This is a genomic window from Streptococcus infantis (assembly GCF_001579645.1).
GTDB lineage: Bacteria > Bacillota > Bacilli > Lactobacillales > Streptococcaceae > Streptococcus > Streptococcus infantis_E.
The window spans coordinates 44,896-63,428 of sequence record NZ_KQ970824.1 but is presented as its reverse complement, the minus strand read 5'-3'; the positions used below and the strand labels follow the sequence as shown (position 1 = coordinate 63,428).

At 39.7% G+C, this 18,533-nt stretch carries 14 protein-coding genes and 1 pseudogene; 4 read left to right on the top strand and 11 right to left on the bottom strand.

Annotated elements, in window-relative coordinates; genetic code table 11:
• Nucleotides 1-1,869, top strand: a 1,869-nt coding sequence (locus SINDD18_RS09030; protein WP_061863882.1) for a GH92 family glycosyl hydrolase, incomplete at its 5' end; no start/stop codon positions are given.
• A gap of 425 nt (nucleotides 1,870-2,294) precedes the next feature.
• Nucleotides 2,295-3,743 carry an APC family permease gene (locus SINDD18_RS09025; RefSeq protein WP_061863881.1) on the top strand — a complete coding sequence of 483 codons (1,449 nt, stop codon included), beginning with the start codon at nucleotides 2,295-2,297 and terminating at the stop codon, nucleotides 3,741-3,743.
• Nucleotides 3,744-3,858: 115 nt separating this feature from the next.
• On the opposite strand, the gene polA is transcribed toward SINDD18_RS09025, so the two are convergent.
• The 9 genes and pseudogenes from polA to SINDD18_RS08980 form a co-directional block, all read right to left on the bottom strand.
• Nucleotides 3,859-6,492, bottom strand: a complete 2,634-nt coding sequence (gene polA, locus SINDD18_RS09020; protein ID WP_061863880.1) for a DNA polymerase I — start codon at nucleotides 6,490-6,492, stop codon at nucleotides 3,859-3,861.
• A gap of 64 nt (nucleotides 6,493-6,556) precedes the next feature.
• Nucleotides 6,557-7,688 (bottom strand): annotated as a pseudogene (locus tag SINDD18_RS09015) (SH3 domain-containing protein).
• Between the two features lie 100 nt (nucleotides 7,689-7,788).
• Nucleotides 7,789-8,055, bottom strand: a complete 267-nt coding sequence (locus SINDD18_RS09010; RefSeq protein WP_000128621.1) for a Veg family protein — start codon at nucleotides 8,053-8,055, stop codon at nucleotides 7,789-7,791.
• Complete coding sequence (gene dnaB, locus SINDD18_RS09005; protein ID WP_000852500.1) at nucleotides 8,052-9,410, bottom strand: replicative DNA helicase; 1,359 nt, start codon at nucleotides 9,408-9,410, stop codon at nucleotides 8,052-8,054. The genes SINDD18_RS09010 and dnaB overlap by 4 nt, the downstream gene beginning before the upstream one ends.
• Before the next feature lie 42 nt (nucleotides 9,411-9,452).
• Complete coding sequence (rplI, locus tag SINDD18_RS09000) at nucleotides 9,453-9,905, bottom strand: 50S ribosomal protein L9 (RefSeq protein ID WP_000864204.1); 453 nt, start codon at nucleotides 9,903-9,905, stop codon at nucleotides 9,453-9,455.
• Complete coding sequence (locus SINDD18_RS08995) at nucleotides 9,902-11,875, bottom strand: DHH family phosphoesterase (RefSeq protein ID WP_061863879.1); 1,974 nt, start codon at nucleotides 11,873-11,875, stop codon at nucleotides 9,902-9,904. Before SINDD18_RS08995 ends, rplI begins: the two co-directional genes overlap by 4 nt.
• A 148-nt stretch (nucleotides 11,876-12,023) precedes the next feature.
• Nucleotides 12,024-12,566 (bottom strand): ribosome hibernation-promoting factor, HPF/YfiA family, encoded by a 543-nt coding sequence (gene hpf / locus SINDD18_RS08990; RefSeq protein ID WP_045762429.1) that lies wholly within the window; start codon nucleotides 12,564-12,566, stop codon nucleotides 12,024-12,026.
• Nucleotides 12,567-12,645: 79 nt separating this feature from the next.
• Complete coding sequence (locus SINDD18_RS08985; protein ID WP_061863878.1) at nucleotides 12,646-13,308, bottom strand: ComF family protein; 663 nt, start codon at nucleotides 13,306-13,308, stop codon at nucleotides 12,646-12,648.
• Nucleotides 13,305-14,603, bottom strand: a complete 1,299-nt coding sequence (locus SINDD18_RS08980; protein ID WP_061863877.1) for a DEAD/DEAH box helicase — start codon at nucleotides 14,601-14,603, stop codon at nucleotides 13,305-13,307. The genes SINDD18_RS08985 and SINDD18_RS08980 overlap by 4 nt, the downstream gene beginning before the upstream one ends.
• Nucleotides 14,604-14,658: 55 nt before the next feature.
• Between SINDD18_RS08980 and SINDD18_RS08975 the strand changes: the two genes are divergently transcribed.
• Nucleotides 14,659-15,294, top strand: a complete 636-nt coding sequence (locus SINDD18_RS08975) for a YigZ family protein (RefSeq protein ID WP_061863876.1) — start codon at nucleotides 14,659-14,661, stop codon at nucleotides 15,292-15,294.
• A gap of 155 nt (nucleotides 15,295-15,449) precedes the next feature.
• A complete protein-coding gene (cysK, locus tag SINDD18_RS08970; RefSeq protein WP_004250984.1) occupies nucleotides 15,450-16,376 on the top strand; it encodes a cysteine synthase A in 927 nt (308 codons plus the stop codon).
• Between the two features lie 87 nt (nucleotides 16,377-16,463).
• Here the strand turns inward: cysK and tsf are convergent, their stop codons facing one another.
• A complete protein-coding gene (tsf, locus tag SINDD18_RS08965; RefSeq protein WP_004250982.1) occupies nucleotides 16,464-17,504 on the bottom strand; it encodes a translation elongation factor Ts in 1,041 nt (346 codons plus the stop codon).
• A 78-nt stretch (nucleotides 17,505-17,582) separates the two neighbouring features.
• Entirely contained in the window at nucleotides 17,583-18,365 is a 783-nt protein-coding gene (gene rpsB, locus SINDD18_RS08960; RefSeq protein WP_045613298.1) for a 30S ribosomal protein S2, read from the bottom strand.
• Nucleotides 18,366-18,533 lie beyond the last annotated feature (168 nt).

The window sequence follows — 18,533 nt, the reverse complement described above, 5'->3', positions numbered from 1 at the left end:
GATTATTCTTGGTTACTACTGACTCCTGTTACAGGAGAAATCAGTGGCGACACCCTCTTCCATCGTCAGTCTTCTTATAACCTTGATCGTGCTATTTTCAATCCCCATTATCTCAGAATTTTTTCTGAGCGTTATCAGATTGAAACTCAGCTCACACCTACTTGCTATGGGGCTTCTATTCAACTAAGACAGATACAAGGCAAGAAGATCTCACTCTATCTGCATGCAGCTGATGATTTATCATTAGAGCAAGTAGATGAGCGTACTGTCAGCCTTGGTCAAAGCGGATTAACCGAAACCAACAAAAGCCCCCTCGTCATGTTTACTGCTCTCGCATTCTCTACGGATATTCTATCTATCAATCAAGTGGGGCAAGACTGGCGTATCGACTTGGCTGGAGCAGAAGCTCAAGTTCAACTAGCCACTTCATTTATTTCCAAAGAACAAGCTTTCTTTAATCTTCCTAAACAGGATTTTACAGAAACAAGAGTAGACGCCAAAAAAAGTTGGGAAGATCTTCTAGGCCGTTTTGATGTTGTTGAAACTGGTCCAGTAGACCGAACATTTTTTGATCACTGCCTTTATAGACTTTTTCTCTTCCCGCAAACCTTTTATGAGGTGAGTGAACAGGGAGAAGAGATTCATATAAACCTCGCTTCAGGAACAATTAAACCAGGTCTTCTTTTTACCAATAATGGTTTCTGGGATACCTTCCGCACTTCATTCCCACTCTTTGCCTTGATTATTCCAGAATACTATCGTCAGTTCCTTGAAGGCTTCCTCAATAGCTACCGCGACACTGGATATCTTCCTAAGTGGCTTGCCCCTGATGAAAGAGGAATGATGCCTGGCACTTTGATTGATGGTCTTATTGCAGATAGCGCCTGCAAAAACATGGCACCTGAGCTTGAGGAAGAATTTCTCAAAGCCATAATCAAAACTGCGACCAAGGCAGATCCAAAAGCTATCAATGGACGACACGGCCTGGCCCAATACCAAAAGCTAGGATACCTATCCACGGACTTCCATGAAAGTGTCAGTCATACACTGGACTATGCTTACAGTGATTTTTGCATCTCTACCTGCGCAGCAAAATTAGGGCAAGAAGAGCTAGCCCAAACCTATGCTCACTATTCTAAGAATTATCAAAACCTCTTTGACTCTGAGACAGGCTATATGAGGGCGCGTGATGTAGATGGCAACTTCCGTCCGGACTTTTCTCCCTATAGTTGGGGGCGTGACTACGCTGAGTGTTCAGCTATTCAAGCCAGTCTCGGCGTCTTACATGATATTTCTGGGCTTAGCCAACTAATGGGAGGGAAAGAAGCCTTTAGCAACTATCTTTTGAAAACTTGTCAAAGTCTCCCACTCTTTGAAACAACGGGCTATGGATATGAAATTCATGAGATGAGCGAGATGGCAACAGCGCCATTTGGGCAACTAGCCATTTCAAACCAACCAAGTTTCCACATCCCTTATCTCTTCCGCTACAGTAATTATCCCCAATATACTAGTCTCTTAATCAAGACTCTCCGTCAAAAAGCCTTCCGAGCTGGCTGGGATGCTTATCCTGGAGATGAGGATAACGGTAGTCTGTCGGCTTGGTATGTCTGGTCTGCTCTTGGACTTTACCCGACATGCCCAGGAAAAGCAAGTTATGATCTTGGGATTCCACTCTTTGACCACCTTCGTATCTATCTGACAGAAAGAAACAAGTGGTTGGATATTCGTACACAACAAAATCATGAACACTTCCACTTTGTAAAAAACTGTCAACTGGATGAGAAAAAAGTTCAGAGTGTCCGTCACCAGGATTTGCTTGATGCTCAAACTCTCAACTTTACCCTCAGCTGGTTACCAAATCACTAATAGGTCAAATTCCCTTATCATGTACAAGGGGATTTTCTGATTTATAGTAAATCTTCCACAAAGTTATCCACAGATTGTGCATAACTTTCAGTCAACTTTCAAATCAATTTCATGTACTTCCAAACGATTTCTCTCAACCATTTTTTTGACATTCTAAAGTAAAACACCCTCAATAGACTGTTCTATCCGTCTTTATAACCGACTAGCTTAGTACCCAACTCACACATTCTATCTCTTTTTTCTAAACTAACATTTGGAAAACAATTTTTTATTTCATAAAGTTATCCACAGATTGTGTATAACTTTTACTCAATTACAAACTCCAGCTGATAAATTCCCCCTACATTTTTTATAGGAAATTTCGGGTTTTGTTATGCGCTTTCAAAAAAACATGATATACTGAAATTAATAGAAAAGGAGACATTATGAAAAAAGATCAACACCAACTTAATTGGCTGATGGTTTCTCTGATTGCCTTCAACATGGTTTGGGGGCTAGGAAACGTCGTCAACAACTATTCTCAACAGGGAATTTCAGTCGTCGTATCTTGGATTTTGATCCTCGCACTCTACTTCATCCCTTATTCCCTCATCGTTGGACAACTAGGTTCTACCTTTAAGGAAAGCGGAAGCGGTGTTAGTGACTGGGTTGAAAAAACATCAACCAAACGTTTAGCTTACTTTGCTGCTTGGACCTACTGGGTTGTGCATATCCCTTATCTCGCACAAAAACCTCAAGGAATTCTAATTCCGCTTGGTTGGGCCTTGCAAGGTAACGGACAATTCCTTAAACAAATCGACATCCACTGGATCGTTATTCTCTGCTTGCTAATCTTTGGACTTTTCCTCTACCTTTCTACAAAGGGATTGGCAACTCTAAAAGTCATCGGTAGCTTAGCGGGAAGTGCTATGTTGATTATGTCTTTACTCTTTGTGCTTTTGGCTGTCGGTCTGCCTTTCATCAAGCCAGATATTCAGTTTGCGACACCACACATGGATCAACTGAGCACCTACATTCCAAACTTTGATTTTTCTTACTTTACAACGATTTCACTACTAGTCTTTGCAGTTGGTGGTTGTGAAAAAATTTCCCCTTATGTGAATCAAACTCGCAATCCTGCAAAAGAATTTCCAAAAGGCATGATTGTCATGGCAATCATGGTAGGACTCTCTGCTATTCTCGGGTCAGTTGCCATGGGAATGCTATTTGATGGTAATAACATCCCTGAAGACCTCATGCGTAATGGTGCTTATCAAGCCTTCCAAATGTTAGGAAATTCTTGGGGAGTTGGAAACCTATTTGTCGTGATTTACGCTCTTACAAATATGGTCGGACAAATAGCGGCACTTGCCTTCTCTATTGACGCACCATTGCAAATCCTTCTCAATAACGCTGATGAAAACTACATCCCAAGCTGGCTTCGTAAACGTACTGAAAAAGGTGTCCTCATTAACGGCTACCTCCTTACAGGCGTCCTCGTTAGCCTTATCATCATCCTTCCAATTTTTGGTATTCAGGAAATTGACGGACTTGTAAAATGGATGACCAACCTCAATTCTATAGTAATGCCAATGCGTTACCTCTGGGTATTCCTTGCCTATATGATGCTCAATCGTGCTTGGAAAACATACAAAAATGCCGAATACAAGTTTGTGAATAATCCTAAAATTGGCTTTGTGATCGGTACTTGGTGCTTCCTCTTTACTGCCTTTGCTTGTATCCTTGGTATGGTTCCAAAAATTAGCTATGCTGAAAATCCAACTGCTTGGCAGTTCTCTCTGCTTACAAATATCTTGACACCAATTATTCTGATTGGTCTAGGAGTTATTCTACCAGTACTTGCCAAAAAAGAACAAAAGAAACAAATCAAGTAAGTCTACTACTAGCTGGATAAAATCGCTTTTATCTTTTCTTGCAAAATTTTCTCAGCAAAAATCCCCTTAAACGTTACTGTTCAAGGGGATTTCTTTTTGTTTAATAGTCTATTTTTTACTTGGCCTCATACCAAGTTACGCCTTCATTTTCATCAGCAATGAGGGGCACACTGAGTTGAATAGCTTCTTCCATGGTTTGTTTGACAAGTTTTTTAATAGCAGCTAATTCTGACTTAGGCACTTCAAGAACGATTTCATCGTGTACTTGTAGAAGCATCTTAGTCTGATAACCACCTGCAACCAAGGCTTTATCCAGCTGAATCATAGCGATTTTGAGAATATCTGCTGCTGAACCTTGGATAGGGGAATTGATCGCTGTACGTTCTGCAAAACCACGAATGTTGAAGTTACGCGAATTAATATCTGGCAACTCACGACGACGTTTGAAGAGAGTCTCTACGTAACCCTTATCACGCGCCTCACGAACCACTTCATCCATGTAGTTTTTAATACCTGGGAAGCGTTCAAAGTAGGTATCGATGTAGGCTTTAGCCTCTTTACGGCTGATGCCCAGATTATTCGATAAACCAAAATCAGAAATTCCGTAGACCACTCCGAAGTTTACAGCCTTGGCATTGCGGCGGTCGTTTGGAGTCACATCCTCAGGACGTTCAATTCCAAAGACACGCATGGCTGTCGAGGTATGGATATCTGCCCCTTCTTGGAAGGCCTTAATTAAGTGCTCATCCTTAGAGATATGCGCCAAAACTCGCAACTCAATCTGTGAGTAGTCCGAGCTGAGAAGGACACTGTCCTCCCACTCTGGCACGAAAGCCTTACGGATAAGGCGCCCTTGTTCCAAACGAACAGGGATATTTTGTAAGTTTGGATCCACACTAGACAGACGACCTGTCTGAGTCAAATCTTGCACATAGCGCGTGTGAATCTTGCCATCAGCTAAAATCCAGTCCTGCAAACCAATCACATAAGTGGATTGAATCTTAGCAATCTGACGGTAATCGAGAATTTTCTTGACGATTGGTGCAATCGGAGCTAGACGCTCCAAGACATCTACTGCTGTCGAGTAACCCGTCTTGGTTTTCTTGGTATATTCGAGAGGGAGACCTAGTTTTTCAAAAAGAAGGACGCCCAATTGCTTAGGTGAGTTGATATTAAACTCCTCACCAGCCAACTCATAAATCTCTTGCGTCAGCTTTTCAATCACCAGCTCATTTTCAGCCTGCATCTCAAGAAGTGTTTCTTTTTTGACCTTGATCCCAGCTATTTCCATCTTAGCAAGGACAAAGGCTAGAGGTTGCTCCATGTCATAAAGGAGGTCCAATTGTCCGTTTTCGCTTAATTTTTCAAGTAAAATAGGCTCTGTCTCAACCAATACAGCAACCTTACGAGCCAAGTGCTCCAAGAATTTCTCTCGCTCAGGGATAGCTTTCTTGACACCCTTACCATAGAAGGTTTCATCATCGACTAGGTAAGTTTGACCGTAGAGACTAGCAATGGTTGAAATTTCATTATTCTCGACTGTTGAGAGAAGATACTTAGCCAAACGACTGTCAAAAGCAGGAGCCTGCAAATTCAAGCCAAAGCGATTTAAAAGGACTTTTGCTTTCTTAAAGTCATACACTTTAAAAGATGTTTTTTCTAGAAAATCCTTAAAAATCGGGTCTTGCAAAAGTTCCAACTTATCTGTAGCATAGAGTTTGTCTCCGCACGACCAAGCAAAGCCAATCAAGTCATCTGTATGGTAGTTTTCTCCAAAGAGTTCAAAGTGGAAGATGGAGTCCTCACTTAGCATATCTTGACTGAATTTGTCAACCATAGTAAAGTCCAAACTCTCAGCCACATCAGCTGATGATACATTTAAAGCCTGCTTGAGTTGTTTGAAGCCCATCTCATCGTAGAATTTACCTAAGCTTTCCACATTTGGTCCGCTATAAACCAAATCATCCAGTCCAATTTCAATCGGCGCTTTCGTGTCGATTGTCGCCAGTGTTTTAGACAAAAAGGCTTGCTCCTTATCATTGATGAGATTTTCTTTCATCTTAGAAGCCTTCATACTATCGATATTTTCATAAATACCTTCAAGCGAGCCGTGTTCCAGCAAGAGCTTAATACCAGTCTTTTCACCAATCTTGGTAACGCCAGGGATATTATCTGACTTATCCCCCATGAGAGCCTTAAGATCAATAAATTGAGCTGGTGTGATGCCCATCTTTTCCAAGAGATATTCTGGTGTAAATGCCTCAAACTCAGCTACACCTTTTTTGGAAATTTCAACCACGGTATGCTCATCTGTCAACTGGATCAAGTCCTTATCTCCACTGACGATCGTCACATCAAAAGAATCCTTTTCAGCCAAACGACCTAAGGTACCAATGATATCATCTGCTTCATACTGGGCTAGCTCATAATGACGAATTCCAAGATGGTCTAGCAACTCACGGATAAAAGGAAATTGCTCACGAAACTCATCCGGAGTCTTGGCACGACCACCCTTATAATCTGCATACATCTCTGTACGGAAAGTCGTCTTTCCTGCATCAAAAGCAACCAAGATATGACTCGGTTGGACACGCTCCAGTAGGTGATTTAGCATCAGGTGAAAACCGTAGATTGCATTGGTATGTAGGCCATTGTCATTTTTAAAACGATCCAGTTGCTGGTAAAGTGCAAAGAATGCCCGAAAAGCAACTGAAGAACCGTCAATTAGTAATAATTTTTTCTTGTCCATACACCCATTATAAAGGAAAGCAGGGAAAAATACCATTAGGAAGAGCCCAAATGCTGAATAACACTTATGAGACTGGGTTTTCTACTCGAACCCCATCAGCATCAACTTGAAATCCATCGATAGTCGTATTTACTGCCAATTCTCCAGATGCATTTACATAATAATGTTTTCCTGAAACCTGGAACCACTGACTGGTTTTCATAGCTCCAGAACTTTCCAGATAATACCAAACGCCCTTATCTTTCAGCCAACCTGTCTGCATTTCACCAGATGACTTCAGATAATACCAATTCGAACCTTCTTTTAACCAGCCTGTCGTCATTCTACCATCAGCTTGCAAATGATACCAGTTCCCATTAATCTTCTTCCAACCAACTGCTTTCTGACCATTTTCATAGTAGTACCAAGCTGTTCCCTCTTTTTCCCAACCATTTTTAGAACTACTTGTTTTAGTTAAGGGGATATAACGTCTGTTTCCACTTCGTGACATATAACTAATCCATCTATAGCCATCCTTTTCAAGAGTTTGATCATAATGAACACTCATTCCAGGTTCATAGTATTCAATAATAGTAGCTGTCAGTGTCGGCTGATCCATAATAGCTGCTTTTTCCGTAAAGTAATGTGTTCCACTAGAAGCTAGTAGAGACTGATGATGCCCTACACTAGCATTCCCAACATCTTTAAAGTGAATGAAACCAGTCATAGAACTCGCCTTTACAATTCTACGATGATACGTTTCTGTATAATCGTAATTGTACTCCTCAATTTCAATCATGTCTCCAATCACGTTAGATACCCAAGCTACGTGACCATATTGCCCTCTTGTACTCCAAGCAATCGCACCAATTGCTGGTTGCTGGTCCACACGATAGCCTTCTTTTTGGGCTCGATAACCCCATTGATTGGCATTCCCATAAGCAGCTGGTAGCTCAAAACCATTGACGCTACTTAAACGAAAAGCAGCAAAAGAGGTACACTGTCCTGAGTACATGCGCCACTTATCAATTTTTTGACTTCCATTTTTAATAATAGGGATAATCATCTCCTCGTGCCAGTGATCCATTGTTTGCCTGGTTGGCATGAACAGTTCCTCCACCAAACAAAAAAGCTCCTGCTAGTAATAGTGAAGCTGATCCTACAGCTGTCTTTCTGAGAAAAGTTCCCTTTTTATGTCCTGCTTTAGTAAATGTCATTCATTCTCCTTCAAATAATTAGATTTTTGAGGTTGACCTCATCTATATCATTCGAAAGAAAAAGAAAAAAGTGAGAAACTTCCCACTTTCATGATTATCCTTAATCTAAATAATGAATTAAGTTCTTTTCTGTTAAAATATCTGAATAGGTGAAAGATTCAACATAGACATTAGCCTGTTTGTCTCCTTCAACATTTCCAAACTCAACGATGAAGAGCGATGGATAAACCTCAATCAGTTTTCCTAAACGATTTTTTTGGCGTTTACGACCATTTTCTAAGGTCATTTCTACCACTTGTCCCTCATGCGCCTTAATTTCTTCTTTGATTTTTTTCATTTTAGCCACATCTGTAAATGCGTCTGTCATCTTGGTTCCTCCATCTTCGAAATACTTGAAAATTTATTATATTCTTTTTGGAAAATCAATTCTACCGTTCCGCGAGCACCGCTACGGTTTTTCTCGATAATCACTTCTACTTTATTATTTGGAATGCCTTCCTCTTCTTCACCACCACGCTCATAATAGTCATCACGATAGAGAAAAGCTACGATATCAGCATCTTGCTCGATAGATCCAGATTCACGAATATCAGACAAAACTGGTCTCTTATCTTGACGTTGCTCTACACCACGAGAAAGCTGACTAAGAGCTATAACTGGAACTTTGAGTTCTTTTGCTAGGATTTTCAACTGACGGGAAATTTCAGATACTTCTTGTTGACGATTTTCTCGACCAGTCCCTGTAATCAGCTGAAGATAGTCAATCAAAATCAAGCCTAGATTACCTGTTTCTTGAGCCAGTTTACGGGAACGAGAGCGAATTTCTGTGATCCGAATCCCTGGTGTATCATCAATGTAGATACTTGCATTAGCCAGATTACCCTGAGCAATCGTATACTTGCGCCATTCTTCCTCAGTCAATTGCCCTGTACGGATAGAATGCGACTCTACCAATCCTTCCGCAGCCAACATACGATCGACCAAACTTTCAGCACCCATTTCCAGAGAGAAAATAGCAACTGTCTTGTCTAGTTTGGTTCCGATATTTTGCGCAATATTCAAAGCAAAGGCTGTCTTACCAACCGCAGGACGAGCTGCCAAAATAATCAATTCTTCCTCATGCAGACCTGTCGTCATGTGATCTAAATCTCGATAACCTGTCGCAATACCCGTGATATCTGAAGTCTGTTGCGAACGAGCTTCTAAATTCCCAAAGTTGATATTCAATACATCGCGAATATTTTTAAAGCCATTTCGATTGGCATTCTCACTAACGTCAATCAAGCCTTTTTCTGCACGAGCAATAATTTCGTCAGCAGGTTGAGAAGCTTCATAGGCTAGGTTTACAGACTCTGTCAACTTAGCAATTAGACGTCTAAGCATAGCCTTTTCTGCTACAATTTTAGCATAGTATTCCGCATTGGCAGAGGTTGGCACCGAATTGACAATCTCAACCAGATAAGACAAGCCTCCAATAGTTTGTAAATCACCCTGGCTATCTAGTATCGTCCGAACTGTGGTTGCATCAATAGCATCTCCACGATCAGACAAATCAACCATAGCTTGAAAAATCAAACGGTGAGCATACTTAAAGAAGTCCTGTGAATCGATATATTCTCGGACAAAAACGAGTTTAGTCTCATCAATAAAAATAGCTCCTAGAACAGATTGTTCTGCTAGGATATCTTGAGGCTGAACACGCAGTTCTTCAACTTCTGCCATCAGACTTTCCTTCCTTTTACAATATTGTCAACCAATCGTAAATTAAGCTTCCTTGACACGAAGATTGATTACACTTGTTACATCTTGATAAATCTTAACCGGAACATCAATCAAACCAACTGCTCGGATTGGTGATTGAACTTGAATGTGGCGTTTATCAATTTTAATACCAAATTGTTTTTGCAATTCTTCTGCAATCTTCTTGTTAGTAATTGACCCAAAAGTTCGTCCGTCTGGACCAACTTTTTCGACAAACTCAACGATTGTTTCTTCTGCTTCCAGTTTTGCTTTAATTTCCTTTGCTTCTGCAAGCATCTCTGCATGTGCTTTTTCTTCTGATTTTTGCTTACCACGTAACTCACCAATGGCTTGAGCTGTAGCTTCCTTAGCAAGATTTTTCTTAATTAAAAAGTTTTGTGCATATCCAGTTGGCACTTCCTTAATTTCACCTTTTTTCCCTTTACCTTTAACATCTGCTAAAAAGATTACTTTCATTCTTCTGACTCCTTTTCTTTTGTTTCATTAAAAATAACTGTTTTCAGTTTATCTCCTGCTTCTTGCAGGCTCATATCTGTCAAACGTGCCGCAGCTAAGTTAAAGTGACCACCGCCACCTAACTCTTCCATAATTCGCTGGACATTGATCTTACTTCTGCTTCGCGCAGAAATGGAGATTGCTCCTTGACTATTCTTAGCAACTACAAAGCTGGCCTCTATACTAGACATGGCAAGCATAGCATCAGCAGCCTTACTAATAACAACCGTATCGTACTCTTTATCCTCCAAAGCTTGAGCAACCAGGATTGATGGCTGTACCATTTGCCCCTGCAAAATGAGTTCATTTACCAATCGATATTCTTCAAAATCAGTGGCTGAAATTTCCTGAATGACAATGCTATCACTCCCTCTCGTTCTGAGATAACTTGCAACATCAAAAGTTCGACTAGTTACCCGAGAGGTGAAATTTTTAGTATCCAACATCATTCCCCCCATAAGAACACTAGCCTGAATACGACTCAAACGTTTCTTCTTAGAGTTTTGAAATTGAATCAATTCTGTTACTAGTTCACTAGCACTACTAGCTCCACTCTCGATATAGGTAATGACCGAATTATCTGGAAAATCTTGGTCACGACGATGATGGTCAATGACAATCGTCTGGGTAAACAAGTCATAAAACTCTTTGGATAAGGTTAAAGCTGTCTTAGAATGGTCAACCATCACCAGTAAAGAGCGTTTGGTAACCATTGTCATCGCTTGATTTAAAGGAAGAAGTTTTGAAACACCCTCATCTTCCAAATAATTGACCGCTCGAGCTATATCTGGAGACAGCTGTGTAGGATCATAAACTACATAACTATCTTCTAGTACATTACTCGAAAACAACTGCATTCCAACTGCTGAACCAAGAGCATCCATGTCAAGATTCTTGTGACCAACAACAAAAACTCGATCGACACTTTTAAGTTTATCTGAGATAGCTGTCATCATAGCACGAGTTCGTGTCCGAGTTCGTTTAACAGATGCTGCTGAACCGCCTCCAAAGTAGATTGGATTTTTGGTTTCATCATTCTCTTTTACAACTACTTGGTCACCACCACGAACTTCGGCTAAGTTGAGATTGAGGAGAGCAACCTTCCCAATCTGGTCATGATTACCATCACCATAGGAAACTCCTATACTCATCGTTAGTGGTAAATTTCGTTGCTTAGCTTCCTCACGAAAGGTGTCAATTACAGAAAACTTATCCTGCATCAAGTGATCAAGTACAGTGTAGTCAGTAAATAGATAAAACCGATCCATACTCACTCTACGAGAAAACATGGCATGTTTCCCGGCAAATTCTGAAACAAAATTTGCAACAAAGCTATTAATATGACTAATGTCTGATTCAGACGTTTCATTTTCCAAATCATCATAGTTATCAACTGAGATAATCCCGATTACCGGTCTACTTGTCACAAGCTCAGCAGTAGCCTCATACTCACCAGAAACATCAAAAAAGTATAAGACACCTGAATTTCTATCTAAATGCACTGCATAACGTTTCTCCCCAATAATGGCATAAGCCCCTGGAGTAGAAATCGAACTCTTTAAAATCTTTTGAAATTGAGGAAAATCAATTTCTCCATCCTCAGTTGTTAAAATTAATTCCGCATAGGGATTGAACCATTCAATCTCACTGCTGTTCATGTTTAATTTAACAACTCCGACAGGCATTTGCTCTAGGAGGGCACTCAAACTATCCGTAGCCTGATGATTGACATACTGGATTTGCTCGATATCCGTTTTTTTGTAATATTTTTTCTGGAAATTAAATAGCAGAACATAGAATACGATAAATAAAAATAGACTTGCTATAGTGATAAGATTATCCTTTACTAACACAATCAAAATGGTCATAATCGTAAAGGTTACCATAGCTATCAGATACATAAAAAAGGGATTTATTTCATTTTTTTTCATTACAAACCTCTTGCGCATTATTATACCATAAATGTAGCCAAAATGCGACTTTTAAAGAGGAAACACTATTTTCAAATAATAGTAAAACATCCAAACTAAAAAGTGGTTTACACTAGTGTAAACCACTTTCAAAGACTAATTTTTTTGATTATTTAACTTCTAGAAGACCAATATCTCCATCTTCACGACGATAAATAACATTTGTTGTTTCATCTTCAACATCTACATAGATAAAGAAGTCATGTCCCAATAAATCCATCTGTAAGATAGCTTCTTCCAAATCCATTGGTTTCAAATCAATTTGTTTTGAACGAACAACTTTTGGTTGTGCTACATCTAAGTCCTCAACTAAAGCATCTGTAAAGAGTTGACTTGTTGATACTTTATTTCTGTTCTTACGTTCAATTTTAGTTTTGTTTTTACGAATCTGACGCTCAATCTTATCTGTCACCAAATCAATAGAACCGTACATATCTTGAGAAATATCTTCTGCACGAAGAGTAATAGATCCAAGCGGAATGGTTACTTCAACTTTAGCAGTCTTTTCACGGTAAACTTTCAAGTTAACACGCGCATCCAATTCTTGGTCTGCTTGGAAGTATTTTTCGATCTTTTCGAGTTTAGAAACTACATAATCACGAATTGCTTCTGTTACTTCTAGGTTTTCACCACGGATACTATATTTAATCATATAAGTACCTTCTTTCTAAACATATTTGTTTTTCTAATTATATTATAACGCTTTCATATTTTTTTTGCAAACTTTTTCCTCATCTTGCGAGGGAAAAAGTTTTAATATTCTGACAACCAGCCTCTAATAGCATACTTTTAAGACGATTCAAGGTAGTTCCAGTTGTATAGATATCATCAAATAGTAAGATATTCTCTGGAAGCTTCACTCCATCTTTCAACAAAAAGGGAAATACTGTAAGTAAACGATCTGATCGATTTTTTGAAGAACTAGCTTCAACTTCGTTTTTAATCAAAATATCAAGATATGATAACCCAGTATCCTTTATCAAACCCTCAACTTGATTAAAGCCTCTGCTTTTAAAACGCTGGCCACTCAGAGGAACAATCACAATCTGATAGTCCTTATACTTCTTTAACTCTTTTTGTAATATATCAGAAAATACCTTTCTAAGAAGATAATCACCATCAAATTTATAGCGACTAAAATACTCTTTCATGGCCTGATTATAGGAATAAAGAGCTACATGATCAACCTTTACACCTTTTTTACACCAAAATTGACAATCTTGACAGATGATTGACATTCCTTTTTTAAAACAACTAGGACAATGATTACCACCAATGCTCTCGAAAGACGAAATACAGGATTCACATACTAGTTCCTCCTCCTTTTTAAAACAGAGCAGGTTAGTAAAGCTTACCTCTGTTTGCAAGCTTTTAGCACACAATAAACACTTCATACTCCTGCCTCCTGATTCATTTGTTTAATCTCCTTTATGGCTCTCTTAATAGACTGATTGAGTCCGTCATGGAAAAATATAAGTTCTCCAGTAGGACGATCCATGCTTCTTCCAACTCGCCCACCAATTTGTACTAAACTTGACTTGGTAAAGAGTTGATGATTGGCTTCCACCACAAAAACATCTACACGAGGGAAGGTAACTCCACGCTCTAATATAGTTGTGCTTACTAATATCGTCAACTCTCCATCTCGAAAGGCTTGTACCTGCTCTAATCGGTCTTCCGTGATTGAGGATACAAAGCCTATTTTCTCATTTGGAAATTTCTCCTGCAATATTTCTTTTAGCTTTTCTCCCTTTTTTATTTCAGATGCGAAGATTAGTAAGGGATATGCCGTCTTTCTCTGTTTCTCAATGTAAAGTTTTAATTTTGGAGGTAAGCCATTTTTTTCTAAATATCTATTAAAATGCGATAACCAGATTGGCTTGGGAACAATGAGAGGATTTCCATGAAAACGACGAGGTAAGCTAAGACGCTTTAACTCCCCTTGTTTAACTTTTCTATCTAACTCATCAGTTGACGTTGCTGTTAAAAATATTCTCAATCCGGTCTCCTTTACACAATTATTGACAGCATGGTAAAGTACAGGATTATCAACATAAGGGAAGGCGTCTACTTCATCCACAATCAATAAATCAAAAGCTTGATAAAATTTTAATAGCTGGTGAGTGGTTGCTACAACTAAAGGTGTACGAAAATAGGGATCCGACTCCCCATGTAGTAGCGCAATCTCACATGCAAAATCATTTTGTAATCGTTTATGGAGTTCTAGGCAAACATCAATTCGTGGACTGGCCAAACAAACAGCTCCACCTTGATCAATTACCTTGGCAACAACTTGGTAGATCATCTCAGTCTTACCAGCTCCTGTCACTGCATGTACCAAGGTAGCCTCCTTCTTATCTACCGCCTGAAGGAGTCCTTGTGATACCCGCTCTTGAAATGGAGTCAGTTGACCTGACCATTTGAGTACATCTTGCTGTGGAAACCTTTCTTGCGGAAAGTAATAGAGTTTTTGATCACTTCTTATTCGCTTCATAATCAAGCATTCTCGACAATAAAAAGCACCAATAGGCAAATGCCATTCCTCTTCTATCTGACTACCACAACGCTGACAAGATAGTTGTCCCTTTTCTTTTTTCATGGATGGAATTTGTTTTGCTTGTTGTCTCTCCTCATGACTTAATTCTTGCTCGGTAAAAAGGCGACCGAGATAATTTGGATTTACTTTCATATTTCTTTATTCGTAAAATGTAGAACTTTACTCTATTTTTTAGTACAATAAAAATATGGAATACAGAACTATAAAAGAGGACGGACAAGTCCAAGAAGAAATCAAAAAATCACGCTTTATCTGTCATGCCAAACGTGTCTATAGTGAGGAAGAAGCTCGTGACTTTATCACAGCTATCAAAAAAGAACACTATAAAGCTACCCACAACTGCTCCGCTTTTATTGTCGGTGAGCGTAGTGAAATCAAGCGAACTAGTGATGATGGAGAACCTAGTGGAACTGCTGGCGTTCCTATGCTAGGAGTTCTGGAGAATCACAACCTTACTAATGTCTGTGTTGTAGTTACTCGTTATTTTGGTGGTATCAAACTAGGGGCTGGTGGTTTGATTCGCGCTTATGCTGGTAGTGTTGCCCTAGCAGTTAAGGAAATTGGCATTATTGAAATCAAAGAGCAGGCAGGGATACAGATTCACATGACCTATGCCCAGTATCAAGAATATGGGAATTTTCTTAAAGAGCATAATCTCATAGAATTAGAGACAAACTTTACAGATCAAGTTGACACAATTATCTTTGTCGATAAAGAAGATAAAGAGGATACCAAAGCTGCCCTCATAGAATTTTTTAATGGGAAAGTTATCCTAACAGATCAAGGCTTACGAGAAGTTGAAGTTCCTGTAAACCTTGTGTAAAGCACTTTTAAATATCTTCCCTCCATTTTTAGATTTACACTAACTATTTTTCTGATTGTTATAAAAAAATCCTATCGCTTCGATAGGATTTCTATATTTTACAAAAGTTTAAGATAGCGTTATACTAGAAGCATCTTATATAAAGAGGTGCTAACATGGCTATTTATAACAATATCACAGAACTTATCGGAAAAACACCGATTGTTAAATTGAATAACATTGTACCAGAAGGTGCAGCAGACGTTTACGTAAAACTAGAAGCTTTTAACCCAGGTTCATCCGTTAAAGACCGCATCGCTCTTAGTATGATTGAAAAAGCAGAACAAGAGGGTAAACTGAAACCAGGCTCTACCATTGTAGAAGCAACTAGTGGGAACACTGGTATCGGTCTTTCATGGGTTGGTGCTGCTAAAGGTTATAAAGTTGTCATTGTTATGCCTGAAACAATGAGTGTTGAACGCCGCAAGATCATCCAAGCTTATGGTGCTGAACTAGTCCTCACTCCCGGTAGCGAAGGAATGAAAGGTGCGATTGCAAAAGCGCAAGAAATTGCTGCTGAACGCGATGGTTTCCTACCATTACAGTTTAATAACCAAGCTAACCCAGAAGTTCACGAAAGAACAACAGGAGCTGAAATTCTAGCTGATTTCGGAGCTGATGGTTTAGATGCCTTTGTTGCTGGTGTTGGTACTGGAGGAACTATTTCTGGTGTCTCTCACGCTCTTAAATCGGCTAATTCAGGCATTCAAGTATTTGCAGTTGAGGCAGACGAGTCAGCAATCTTATCAGGTGAAAAACCAGGACCTCACAAAATTCAAGGTATCTCTGCAGGATTCATCCCAGAAACACTTGATACAGAAGCTTATGATGGTATCGTTCGCGTGACATCAGACAATGCTCTTGCACTTGGTCGCGAAATTGGTGGAAAAGAAGGCTTCTTGGTAGGTATTTCTTCTGCCGCAGCTATCTATGCAGCAATCGAAGTTGCTAAAAAACTAGGGGCAGGTAAAAAAGTCCTTGCGCTTGCACCAGATAACGGAGAACGTTACCTATCTACAGCGCTCTATGAGTTCGAAGTCTAGTCTCCTAAATACACAAAGCCCTTTAACAAGGGCTTTGTAATTTTTTCTATAAGAAAGAGGAAGCAAATCTGCTTCCTCTTTTTATTATTAGTTATTCAAGGCTGCTGCCATTGTAGCTGCAACTTCTGCTTCAAAGTCGTTTGCAGCTTTTTCGATACCTTCACCAACTTCAAAGCGAGCGAACTCAACTACTGAAGCGTTAACTGATTCAAGGTAAGCTTCAACTGTCTTGCTGTCATCCATGATGTAAACTTGTGCAAGAAGTGTGTAAGCTTGGTCAACTTTAGTGTTGTCAAGCATGAAGCGATCCATTTTACCTGGGATGATTTTATCCCAGATTTTTTCTGGTTTACCTTCTGCAGCCAATTCAGCTTTGATAGCTTCTTCAGCTTGAGCGATTACTTCATCAGTCAATTGAGCTTTAGATCCGTATGCCAAGTGTGGAAGAGCTGGTTTACCAACCATAGCACGGCTTTCATTATCTTGGTCGATAACGTGGTTCAATTGTGCCAACTCATCTTTAACAAATTGCTCATCCAATTCTTTGTATGAAAGAACTGTTGGTTTCATAGCAGCGATGTGCATTGAGATTTGTTTAGCAAGTGCTTCATCTCCACCTTCGATTACAGAGATAACACCGATACGTCCACCGTTGTGTTGGTAAGCTCCAAAGTGTTGTGCATCTGTTTTTTCAATCAAAGCAAAGCGACGGAATGAGATTTTTTCTCCGATAGTCGCTGTTGCAGACACATAAGCTGCTTCCAGAGTTTCACCTGAAGGCATTGTCAAAGCAAGAGCTTCTTCGTTGTTAGCTGGTTTTCCTTCAGCGATTGCTTTAGCTGTTGCGTTTACCAACTCAACAAATTGAGCGTTTTTCGCAACGAAGTCAGTTTCAGCATTTACTTCAACAACTGCTGCAACGTTACCGTTTACATAAACACCAGTCAAACCTTCAGCAGCAACACGGTCAGCTTTCTTAGCTGCCTTAGCCATACCTTTTTCACGAAGCAATTCAATCGCTTTTTCGATATCACCTTCAACTTCGACCAATGCTTTTTTAGCGTCCATAACACCAGCACCAGATTTTTCACGCAACTCTTTAACAAGTTTAGCTGTAATTTCTGCCATTTTGATTCTCCTATATTTTTTAAAAATAGGAGAGCCGGGCTAAGCCCCGCCCTCCTAGGTAATTACTATTTATACGAATTAAGCGTTGTCGCCTTCAACAACTTCAACGATTTCTTCGATTGAGTCTGCTTGAGCCTCTGAAGCTGCAAATTCTGCTTCAACTGCTGCTACAGCGTCTTCACCTTGGCGACCTTCGATGATAGCGTCTGCCAATTTAGCTGTGATCAACTTAACTGCGCGGATAGCGTCATCGTTAGCTGGGATGATTACATCGATATCATCTGGATCAGTGTTTGTGTCAACCATCGCTACAACTGGGATACCCAATTTTTTAGCTTCTTTAACAGCGATTTGCTCTTTATGTGGGTCAACTACGTACATTACATCTGGGATGCGAGGCATGTCTTCGATACCACCCAAGAATTTTTCAAGACGAGCGCGTTGTTTGTTAAGAAGTGCAACTTCTTTCTTAGGAAGAACATCGAAGATTCCTTCTTCTTCCATGCGTTTGATTTCTTTCAAACGAGCGATACGTTTTTGGATTGTTCCCCAGTTAGTAAGGGTACCACCCAACCAACGGTGGTTGATGAAGTATTGACCTGAACGTTCTGCTTCTTCTTTAACAGCGTCAGCAGCTTGTTTCTTAGTACCAACAAACAATACAACTGCATCGTTAGCTGCTGCATCACGCATAAAGTCGTATGCTTGGTCAGCGTATTTTACAGTTTGTTGCAAGTCGATAACGTGGATTCCGTTACGCTCAGTGAAGATGTACTTAGCCATCTTAGGGTTCCAGCGACGAGTTTGGTGACCAAAGTGTACACCAGCCTCAAGAAGTTGTTTCATTGAAATTACTGCCATGAGTATTTCTCCTTTTTTGTTTTTTCCTCTTCTTGATTTCAACTTGCAAAACAACCAAAAGGCAACAGTTTCACAATTCATCAAGAATGAGTATTATCGTTCACACGACAAGTTTTATTTTATCATAATTGGAGCTTTATTTCAAGTGATTTTGTTATTTTCTCCTTA

Coding starts and splice junctions, on each gene's coding strand:
- SINDD18_RS09025 (WP_061863881.1), top strand. CDS start 2,295: ATGAAAAAAGATCAACACCAACTTAATTGGCTGATGGTTTCTCTGATT.
- polA (WP_061863880.1), bottom strand. CDS start 6,492: ATGGACAAGAAAAAATTATTACTAATTGACGGTTCTTCAGTTGCTTTT.
- SINDD18_RS09010 (WP_000128621.1), bottom strand. CDS start 8,055: ATGACAGACGCATTTACAGATGTGGCTAAAATGAAAAAAATCAAAGAA.
- dnaB (WP_000852500.1), bottom strand. CDS start 9,410: ATGGCAGAAGTTGAAGAACTGCGTGTTCAGCCTCAAGATATCCTAGCA.
- rplI (WP_000864204.1), bottom strand. CDS start 9,905: ATGAAAGTAATCTTTTTAGCAGATGTTAAAGGTAAAGGGAAAAAAGGT.
- SINDD18_RS08995 (WP_061863879.1), bottom strand. CDS start 11,875: ATGAAAAAAAATGAAATAAATCCCTTTTTTATGTATCTGATAGCTATG.
- hpf (WP_045762429.1), bottom strand. CDS start 12,566: ATGATTAAATATAGTATCCGTGGTGAAAACCTAGAAGTAACAGAAGCA.
- SINDD18_RS08985 (WP_061863878.1), bottom strand. CDS start 13,308: ATGAAGTGTTTATTGTGTGCTAAAAGCTTGCAAACAGAGGTAAGCTTT.
- SINDD18_RS08980 (WP_061863877.1), bottom strand. CDS start 14,603: ATGAAAGTAAATCCAAATTATCTCGGTCGCCTTTTTACCGAGCAAGAA.
- SINDD18_RS08975 (WP_061863876.1), top strand. CDS start 14,659: ATGGAATACAGAACTATAAAAGAGGACGGACAAGTCCAAGAAGAAATC.
- cysK (WP_004250984.1), top strand. CDS start 15,450: ATGGCTATTTATAACAATATCACAGAACTTATCGGAAAAACACCGATT.
- tsf (WP_004250982.1), bottom strand. CDS start 17,504: ATGGCAGAAATTACAGCTAAACTTGTTAAAGAGTTGCGTGAAAAATCT.
- rpsB (WP_045613298.1), bottom strand. CDS start 18,365: ATGGCAGTAATTTCAATGAAACAACTTCTTGAGGCTGGTGTACACTTT.